Source organism: Aeromicrobium sp. (genome assembly GCF_014378035.1).
Lineage (GTDB): Bacteria > Actinomycetota > Actinomycetes > Propionibacteriales > Nocardioidaceae > Aeromicrobium.
This window is the reverse complement of sequence record NZ_JACMOM010000111.1, coordinates 1-10016: the sequence shown is the minus strand read 5'-3', so window position 1 is coordinate 10016 and position 10016 is coordinate 1. Positions and strand designations below refer to the sequence as shown.

Here is a 10016-nt window from a genome sequence, read left to right as displayed (position 1 = left end):
CCCGCCCACCCACCCCCCCGCCCCGCCCCGCCGGCGAGGGCCGCCCGCGCCGCACCGCGAGAGGATAGCTTCCCCACCCGTGACCTCGGCTATCGGACGTCCACCACGAAGGTGCCGCGCTCGGTGCTGCCGTGGTAGCGGACCGTGGCTGTGACCGTCGCCGCGCCCGAACCGGTGGCTTTGACCTCCCCGCGCCCGGAGACATCGACGACCTGCGGACGATTGCTCCGGTAGGACACCGTCATCCCCGCCGGCAGCACGGTGCTCTTGCCCTTCGTGACGTACCCGAAGATCTGGTCGTCACTGAGCGTGACGGTCAGCTGCGGATCGATGACGTCACCCGTGGCGTAGAAAACGCGCCGTGGGATGTCCTTCGCCACGTCGGACGTGGTGCGCGGGTTCGCCGTCACGACCGACGGGACGGGCTCGAGCGAGCCGCGGACCCGGGTCGTCGCGAGACCCAGGACGTCTGACTTCGCGGCGGACGAGGCGAGCTGCAGGTCGTAGCGACCCTGGTCGACGGTGTATCGGCTGCGGGACTCATCGTAGAAGGCGAGATCCGCCATCTTGACCGACATCTGCACGGTGGTGCTCCGGCCCGGCTTGAGGGTGACCCGCTCGAATCCGGCCAGACGCTTGATCGGCCTCTCCTGGCTCGCCTTGGAGTCGGGCGTCGCGGCGTACAGCTGCACGACGTCCGTTCCAGCCACCCGTCCGGTGTTGGTCGCCCTCGCCGTGACCGTCACCCGTCCGTTGGCATCCACCGACGACCGGTCAACGCTGACTCCTGAGTAGCGGAACGCGGAGTAGCCGAGACCATGGCCGAATGGATACGACACCGGACCGGCGAAGTACTGGTAGGTGCGACCCTGGGTCGTCGACGTCGGACGGATGCCGTAGTCGGCGATGGAGGGCAGCTGGTCGACCGAGCGGTACCACGTGAACGGCAGATGACCGCTGGGGTTGTGACGACCGAGCAACACGTCAGCGAGTCCCTCCCCCTTGCGTTGACCGTTGTAGGAGCTCCACAGCAACGCGGAGACCTTCGGCTCGAACGAGCGGACGTCCACCTGTCCCATGGTCTCGAGGTAGGCGACCGTGCGCGGGTTGGCGTCAGCCACCTGCTCGATCAGCTGGGACTGTGCGCCCGGGAGTGCCAGCGAGGTGCGGTCGGTGTCCTCATCCGCGGTCTTGTTGTCGGTGCCGGCGTAGACCACGACGGCGTCATAGTCCTTGGTCGCGGCCACGTCCGCGGCGACGACCGTGCTGTGGTCCGCCGAGAGCCCCGGCAGGAAGTCGACCGTGGCCTCCGGATCGATGGCGTGGACCGCGGCCTTGATGCCCTGGTAGCCGTTGACCTGGTTGGCCTTGCCGGCGGCGCCCTGGTTGCTGCTGTAGCCACCCAGATACATCGAGTCAGGGTTGGCGTAGGGGCCGACGACGGCAATCTTGTAGGCGCCATGCTTCGGCACACGCAGCGGAAGCAGCGGGCTGGTGCGCTTGCCCGGGGTCTGGACCGCTTCGTTCTTCAGCAGGACGAGGCTCTGGTCAGCGGCCTTGCGAGCCATGGCGAGACGTTCGGGGGTCTGGGTGACCGCCCTGTTGGCATCGCTGTTGGTCCAGGTGCCGGGCGCAAGGCGCTGGCGTGCCTGCTGCACCCAGGGCACCTTCGACTCGTCGTCGAACTCGCCGAGGCGGATGCGTGCGGTGAACAGACGCACCACGGAGACGTCGACGTCGTTCTCGGTGTAGAGCCCGGTCTGGGTCGTGATGGCCCGCTTGACCGCGGTCGGCAGGGTGTTCGCGTAGTTGAACTTGTCGTGATAGCCCTGATTGCAGTCCAGGTCCTCGCCAGCGCTGTTGGCGAACGCATGACGCTCGATCTCGTCGAGCGGGTGGGGGTATCCCGGCGGCTGCCACTTGTGACCGGCCTGGATCTCATAGATGGCGTCGCAGTCCGACGTGAAGTACCCCCCGAACCCGAAGGTCTTCCTGGCCAGGGTGTCGGTCAGGTAGACGTCTGCCGCAGTCGGCGTGCCGTTGACCCGGTTGTATGAGCTCATGATCGAACCGGGGTCGGACTGCTGGATGATGCCGCGGAACTGAGCGGTGTAGTACTCACGCAGCGTCCGGTCGTCCATGTCGGACGAACCGGTGCGCCGATTGAACTCACTGTTGTTGGCGGCGAAGTGCTTGAGCGTCGTGAGGGTCTTGAGGTATCCCTTGCCAGACCTCAGTGGCTTGCCGTTCTCGTCCTTGCCCTCCATCCCGTTCACGAACGGTGACGCGATCGCGGTCGTGAGGAACGGATCCTCGCTGAACGTCTCGTCGTTGCGTCCCCAGCGGGGGTCACGGGCCAGGTTGACGGTCGGCGAGTAGAAGTCCAGGTCGCGCTGGTTGCCCTGCACGACGTCGCGAGCCTCATCACCGATCAGGCTCGCCTCCTGATACATCAGCGACGGATTCCACGTCGAGCCCAGAGACAGCGAGACGGGATACGAGGTCGTGTTGGTGAGGATGGGCGGGTTGCTGTTGTCGGTCGTCTGCTCCCGCGCCACGCCGTGCGCAGCCTCGTTCCACCAGCCGTACGCTGCGACACCCAGCCGGGGAATCGCCGCGGCCCGGCTGCTGTTCATCTGGCTGGCCTTCTCCTCCAGGGTCATGCGCGACACCAGGTCGGCCGCGCGCTCCTCAGCGGAGTAGCTGTTGTTGAGGTAGGTCGGATCATGTGTGCCGTCCGAGCTGGTGGACGCTTCGGAGCTCGTGACCGCCTGCGCGGCCAGCGCGCAGGACAACGCGGCCACCATCGCGGCGCTCAGGACCTGTTTTCTCATGCTGATGGTTCCCCTCGATCGCGCCGTGACATGACCCCTGATGGTCACGCCCCCGCGGCGCATGGTCCCGAACCTAACCCCAGGGGATAATCCGCGTCAAGGATTAACTCTCCGCAACATGGCTCGTATTTGTCCGCGTCCTGTCGGAAGTAGCATGACCAGCGTGAAGGCTCCCGGCTCGTTGGAAAACCTGCGCCGCCGCAACCGTGGCCGCGTGCTGCGCGCGGTTCAGGCTGAAGGCGCCACGAGTCGGGTCGACATCATCCGGACGACCGGGTTGTCCCGCACCACGGTCAGCAGCCTGGTCGGTCAACTGCTCGCCGAGGGCCTGCTGGCCGAGAGCACCGATCGTCGTGACGTCCAGTCGGCCAGCCAGACGGGTCGTCCGCCGACCCGGCTGACGCTGGAGCCGAGTGGCGGCGCCGTGGTGGGCATCCACCTGCGCCACGACGGCATCCGGCTTGCCGTCGCCGACCTCGCGGGGACTGTGCTGTCCGAGCTGCTGGTCGACCTCGACGTGGACCACCGTGCAGACGCCGCGCTGTCCTTCGTCGAGGAGGCGACCACCGAGCTCCTCACCGCCAACGGCATCGACGCGGCTCGAGTCCTCGGCGCCGGCGTGGCGATCTCCTCGCCTGTGCCCACGCTCCCCCGTCACGGCCCGGCGCTCCTCACCACCTGGCACGACATCGACATCGGAGAGACGCTCACCGCCCGGCTGGGCGTGCCGGTCCACGTCGGCAACGACGCCAATCTCGGCGCCACGGCCGAACACTTCTTCGGCGCGGCGCGCAACACCCGCAACCTCGTCTACATCATGCTGGCCGAAGGCGTCGGTGCCGGTCTCTACCTCGACGGCCGGCCCTACTTCGGCGCCAAGGGAGTGGCCGGCGAGTTCGGCCACGTCGTCGTGTCACCGGGCGGACAGGTCTGCCGATGCGGCAACCGGGGATGTCTGGAGACCGTGGCGGGTGCCGAAGCCCTCGCTGCGGCGCTGCCGACGCGTGCCGGCGGTGGGGTCAGGGACCTCGATGAGGTGCTCGAGGCGTGCTTGGCCGGCGACCCCGGAGCGGTGCGAGTCATCGCCGATGCAGGACGTGCCGTCGGTACTGCCCTCGCAGGCGTGTGCACCATGCTGGATCCCGACCTCGTCGTCGTCGGCGGCCGCACCGCCGGCGCCGGGAAGCCGTTGATCGACGGGATCACCGAGACACTTCGGCGTGGCGTCCCGCCGACCGACGAGTCAGCTGTCCCGATCGTTGCCGGACACCTCGGCGTCCGTGCCGAGGTCCTGGGTGCCGTTGCCCTGGCCATCGCGAACGCCCCCCTCACCGCCGTGCACGACGGGCTGGCGGACTCGGCGACCAGCTGAACACCTGCAGGGCGTGGGTCAGCCGTGGAGCACCAGGTAGGCGATCGCGTAGTCGCCGTCGTGGCTCAGGGATACCTCCAGTGCGTGGCCGTCGAGCCGCTTGGCCACCTCGCCGTGCAGGCGGATGCGGGGCCTGCCCCAGGCGTCGGTGACCACCTCGATGAGGTGATGGATGTTCTCCTCCATCACCGGAGCCTGGCCGTAGAGCGAGGCGGACCACGCCTTGATCACCGCCTCCTTCGCGGCCCAGCGGGCAGCGAAGTGGCGCGCGGCGTCGGTATGACGACTCCGCACATCGCTTCGCTCGCCAGAAGTGAATGCCGAGACGAACATGCTTCCGGGCTGGTCGAGCTGGTCCGCGAACGTGGGAACGTGGACCAGGTCGACACCGACACCGACGACCGTCACTGGCACGCGACCCCGTAGTAGGCGCCGTCGTCACCCAGCCGGGCCTGGGGATCCAGCAGCATTCCTGCCTCCCGCTTACGCACGCCTTCGCTGCCGAGGCGCCGGTCGGCGGGACGCTCGTACAGCGACGGTCCACCGTACATCGCCCGCACCAGACGCATGCGGCCCTCGATGACCCGCGTCTGGGCGCGACCGGCATACGAATCGCGCTCGTCGTCGGTGAGGGTCGCCAGGAACGCCTGCGGGTGCACGATCGCGAGCAGGCCGGCGACGTGACCGAAGCCGAGACTCGTGAGCAGACCCGCCTTGAGCTGGCCCGTCCGCAGAGGCGTGCGCAACCAGACGAGATGCTCGTGCTCCGCAAGGTCGTCGTCGACGCAGTCGAGGCTGCGGTTCGGCGGGATGACCCCTCCGGACAGCACCTGACAGAGGCCGATGAGCTGGAACGCCGCGGCCCCACCCTTGGCGTGACCCGTCAGGGCCTTCTGCGACATGACGAACAGCGGGTTGCCCTCGCTGCGGCCCAGCGCAGTGGCGATGCGCTCGTGCAGCTCGGACTCGTTGCGCTCGTTGACGCCGGTGGAGGTGTCGTGCTTCGACAGCACCCCGATGTCGTCGGCCGTCAGGCCGAGAGCGGTCAGCGACCGTGCGAGCGCCGACTCGCGGCCTCCACGAGCGGCCGCCAGCGCGCCGATGCCGGGCGCCGGGATGGACGTGTGCACGCCGTCGGCGAACGAACCGGCGTAGGCAACGACGCCCAGGACGGGCAGGCCCATCCGCACGGCGATGTCACCACGGGCGAGGAGGATGGTGCCGCCGCCCTGCGACTCGACGAACCCGCCGTAGCGACGATCGTTGGCCCGGCTGAAGTAGCGGTCCTCGAGCCCCTTGGCGCGCATGGCAGCCGAGTCGGCGGTCGCCGACATGTCACCGAAGCCGACGATGCCCTCGACGCTCAGGTCGTCGAACCCGCCGGACACCACGAACTCGGCCTTGCCCAGCCGGATCTTGTCGACTCCTTCCTCGACCGAGACGGCCGTCGTGGCACACGCGGCGACCGGGTGGATCATGGCGCCGTAGCTGCCGACGTACGACTGCACGACGTGTGCGGCGATGACGTTGGGCAATGCTTCCTGCAGGACGTCGTTGGCCTTGCTCTCGCCGAGCAACGTGTCGAGGTAGAGCGACTGCATCGACTGCATGCCACCCATGCCGGTGCCCTGGGTGTTGGCAACGAGTGCCGGATGCACCCAGCGCATCAGCTCGGACGGTGTGAAGCCGCTGGAGAGGAAAGCGTCGACCGTGCAGACGAGGTTCCACAAGGCGACCCGGTCGATCGACTCGACCATCTCGGGCGGCACGCCCCACACGGTGGGGTCGAAGCCGGTTGGGATCTGGCCACCGACGGTGCGGGTCAGCTTCATACGGCGGGGCACCCTGATCTCGGTGCCGGCCTTGCGGGTCACGGTCCAGTCGCCATCGGCCGTCGTGGTGACGGTCGTGCGCTCGGGGTCTGCGTCACGCAGCGCGTGCGCCTCCGACTCGCTGGAGACCGTGAAGGACAGGTCCTTGTCGAGATACACCGAGGTCAGCAACGGCGCTGTGTTGTCGACCATCGTGCCCTCGTCGACGTAGCGACGGACTCCGACAGCCTCCCGGACGACCGCTTCGTAGCGCTCGACCAGCTCGTCCTCTGCGACGGCCTCCTCGGTGGCCGTGTCGTACCAGCCGCCTGCCTGGGTGTCCCACGTGACGAGACCTGTGGTCCACGCCAGCTCGAGGACACCAGCAGCCGACAGCTCGTCGGTCACCTCGACCTCGAAGCGTGTGCGCGACGAGCCGTAGGGGCCGAGCTCGCCCGCACCGACGATGACCACGAGATCCTCGGGCCTGGCGTCGATCGGGGCCCAGTCGAGCTGCTCGACGCGGTCGAGCTGCGCGGGGGAAGGAGCCAACGCCGTGATGACGTCGGTCTCGGCGGCAGCCTCGACGACAGGACTGCTGAGGCCCTCGGCCATCGCCTTCATGTCCAGCTTGACGCCGGCGAGACCACCGGTCAGGTCGACCGTGAGCGGCTCCACGAGTGCGGCAGCGCGGGCCGCGGCAGAGCACGTCTCCAGCAGCGCTGCAGCCATGTCCTCGGGCTTCCACGTACGAACACCGGCAGCCTCGACGGCCGCGACGAGCGGATCGTTGCCACCCATCAGGCCCGTGCCCCGCACCCAGCCGATGATGGCGTGGCTCAGGGTGACCCGGTCGGCCCAGGTGCGCTCAGCGGCCCAGCGGGTCACCAGGGCGTCGAGTGCTGACTTGGCCTCTCCGTAGGCACCGTCACCGCCGAACATGCCGCGGTTGGGAGACCCCGGCAGGACGACGTGCAGCGAAGCATCGATGTCGTGGTCCTGACCGTGCGCGGACAGGGCACCGATCAGGCGCTCGACCGACCACAGCAGGATGCGCATGTCGATCTCGGAGCGGCTGCCCGCATCGGTCATGTCGCCGGCGACGCGGCCAGCAGCGAACGGGAACAGCAGGGTGGGCGTCATGGCCGGCTTGGACACCGAGGTGACGCCGGCGCGGGTCTGCGTCTGCTCACTCGTGATCCAGGTCGACAGCGAGTCGACGTCGGAGAACGACGCCATGTTGGCCGGGACGATCCACAGGGCCGCACCGCCGGTGGCGTGCCCCCGGTAGAGCTCGCGGTAGAACGCGAGACGCTTGGGGTCGAGGCCCGAGGTCGTCGCCACGACCGTCGCGCCTCCGGCCAGCAGCCTGCCGACCACGGCGGCGGCGATGGAGCCCTGGCTGGCACCTGTGACGACCGCGATGTCGTCGGACCACTCGCCGGTGGCCGGGGTGGAGGCTTCGAGCGCGATGCCGCGGAGTCGCTCGGCCCGTTCGATGTCGCTCGATCGGCCGGCCCACCAACGGGCCTGGTCGGCGACGACCTTGCCGGCGCCGACGAAGCTCACGTCGAGGTCGTCCCCGGCGGCGATGCGCGCGAGGTCCTCACGCGCACTGGCCCAACGGTCGTCGAGCACGACAGCCTTGAGCTCGTCGAACGCCGGAGCGGTGAGCTTGGCCCAGTCGCTGCCGAGCTCGGTCTCGACACGGGCGAGGATGGCCGCGTCCGCCGCATCGGGTTCGGCGACGACGGGCGTGGCGGTGAGACCAAGCTGGTCGAGCACGAGCCGTGCAGATGAGGCCAGGACACCGTCCGGGCCGGTGATCTGTGCGGTGAACTCGCCGAGTGCGGCCGCGTCGATCGTGGCCTCTCCCCCGCCGGACGACGGCAGGTCGACGCTGACACCGTGGCGGGCCGCCACGGCCTGGACGCTCGCGTCGACGGCAGCATCGACGTCAGAGCTGGACGCCAGTGCGTTGAGCGAGCCGTAGTCACCTCCGCGCACGCTGGCACCATCACGGCTGGAGAGGGCGAGCTCGACGAGCGTGTGGCTCGCCCAGCCCGGTCCGAGCTGCCAGACGTCGGTGACCCGCTCGGCGACGGCCGACTGGCGACGGCCGGTCGGGCCGAGCACCTTCTTGAGGTGATCGCCGAGAGCCTCGGAGAGCACCGGGCCGAATGGCTTGTAGCTGCGGGCGAGACCCTTGACCTGGCCCGAGAGGGTCGGCAGGTCGGCATCGGCGGCACCGTCGATGGCGCCGAGCCCGAGCTCGCCACCGAGGTCGACCAGCAGCTGGTTACGCCGCGACGACGCACCGTCGCACAGCGACTCGATCGAGTCGGCCGCACCGATCTGGTCGAGCCGCATCTTGGTCCACCAAGCGATGAGCACCGTGGTGGCGTCAGCGGCGTCGAAGCTCAGGTCGGCCGGACGCGGACCACCGCTGGACGCGGGGGCGGCGACGACGGCGGCGGGAGCCGACTCGGAGGCGGTGTCGGCCGGCGGCTGCACGACGGGGGCGTCGTCGACCTCGTCGGCGACAGCCTGCTCCTCGTCGGTGGCGAAGACGGCAGCGCTGTCACGCTCGAAGTTGAGCACCTCGACCGCGCCACCGAGACGACCGGGCAGCTTGAGTGTCGACGAGGCGAGGTTGGCCACCGTGGGCGCGGAGCCCACGCCGACCTCGATGAAGCGCTCGACGCCGAGCCCACCCTCCTCGATCGGACGGAACAGCAGGTCCTGCGTCTCGATCCAGCGCACGGGGCTGGCGAACTGCCAGGCCAGCAGCTCGATCAGCACGATGCGGCACAGCTCACCCGGACGGTCAGACCAGCTCGCGAAGTCCGAGAGGACAGCGTTGAGCGGCTCCGAGGGCACCAGGTCGGCAATCTCCTGCAAGAATTCCCGGTCGAGCGAGAACGGCTTGGGCACGAGGTTCGGGACGTAACGTCCGGCCAGGATCGAAGGATCGATCGAGGCGGGAAGCAGCTCCTCGAGGCGTTCGCGGAAGTCCGGGACGCCACTGTGCAACACCGTGGAGTGGAAGGGCACGTCGATGCCGGGCACCAGGATGAAGGCCGCCTTGCCGCCGAACTCTGCACGCCGGCGAGTCACCGCGGCCTCGAGCACCTCGAGCCCGCGGACCGTGCCCGCGATGGCGTACTGCGAGTCGCGCAGGTTGTAGTTGACGATCTGCAGGAACTCGCCCGACTGCTCAGCCGTCCCGTCGACGAACGCGCGGACGTTGCTGTCGTCGAGCCCGATCTGGGACGGGCGAATGGCGGCAAGCCGGTAGTCGCTGCGGCCCGCTGCGTCACGTGGCACGAGTGCGTGCATCACGGAGCCGCGCTGGAACACGACCTCGACGACCGCCTCGAGCGGAATGACGCCGGAGACTGCCGCGAGAGCGTTGTACTCGCCGACCGAGTGACCAGCAAGGATCGAGCCCTCGACAAAGGCGCCCGACTCGCGGAGCTCAGCCATCTGGGCCGCTCCGAGGACGGCCATCGCGACCTGCGTGAACTGCGTCAGGAACAGCACGCCGTCGGGGTGCTTGTGCGTGACTCCCCTGGTGACCAGGACGGTCGGGTTGTCGCGAACGACGGTGAGGATCGAGAAGCCGAGGGCCTCCCGTGTGTGCGCGTCGGCACGGTCCCAGATTTCGCGGGCAGCCTTCGACCGCTGGTAGGCGGCCATGCCCATGCCGAGGTGCTGGATCCCTTGGCCTGGGAAGGCATAGGACGTACGCGGTGCCTCGAGCCGTGCTGTGGCCGACATGACGACCTCGCCCTCGGCACGACACGTGATGTCGACGATCTCGGCGCCGGCGTCGAGGCCGACCCGGTCGGCGCGGACGTCGACGCTGACGCCGGGACGGACGGGCGCCAGGAAGCGTGTGGTCCAGCCGGTGATGCGGCGCGGTCCCCCGCCGGCGGGGGCCGAGCCGGCGGCAAGCACCTGCTGGGCGGCCGCCGGCACCCACATGCCGTGCACGAT

4 protein-coding genes are annotated in these 10016 nt (G+C 69.1%); 1 reads left to right on the top strand and 3 read right to left on the bottom strand.

Annotation, left to right across the window (positions count from 1 at the left end):
• Positions 1–89: 89 nt before the first annotated feature.
• On the bottom strand, positions 90–2834 hold the full coding sequence (locus H7290_RS05590; protein ID WP_290513026.1) for a glycoside hydrolase family 3 C-terminal domain-containing protein: 2745 nt from the start codon (positions 2832–2834) through the stop codon (positions 90–92).
• A gap of 154 nt (positions 2835–2988) precedes the next feature.
• Here H7290_RS05590 and H7290_RS05585 point away from each other — a divergent pair, with 154 nt between their 5' ends.
• Positions 2989–4206: an ROK family transcriptional regulator gene (locus H7290_RS05585; RefSeq protein ID WP_290513025.1), complete on the top strand. Its 1218-nt coding sequence runs from the start codon at positions 2989–2991 to the stop codon at positions 4204–4206.
• 18 nt (positions 4207–4224) lie between these two features.
• Here H7290_RS05585 and H7290_RS05580 read toward each other — a convergent pair whose 3' ends face one another.
• Together H7290_RS05580 and H7290_RS05575 are read right to left on the bottom strand one after the other, a co-directional pair.
• Positions 4225–4614, bottom strand: coding sequence for a holo-ACP synthase (locus tag H7290_RS05580; protein WP_290513024.1), 390 nt, complete (start codon positions 4612–4614; stop codon positions 4225–4227).
• Positions 4611–10004, bottom strand: a complete 5394-nt coding sequence (locus H7290_RS05575) for a type I polyketide synthase (RefSeq protein ID WP_290513023.1) — start codon at positions 10002–10004, stop codon at positions 4611–4613. Before H7290_RS05575 ends, H7290_RS05580 begins: the two co-directional genes overlap by 4 nt.
• Positions 10005–10016: the final 12 nt, after the last annotated feature.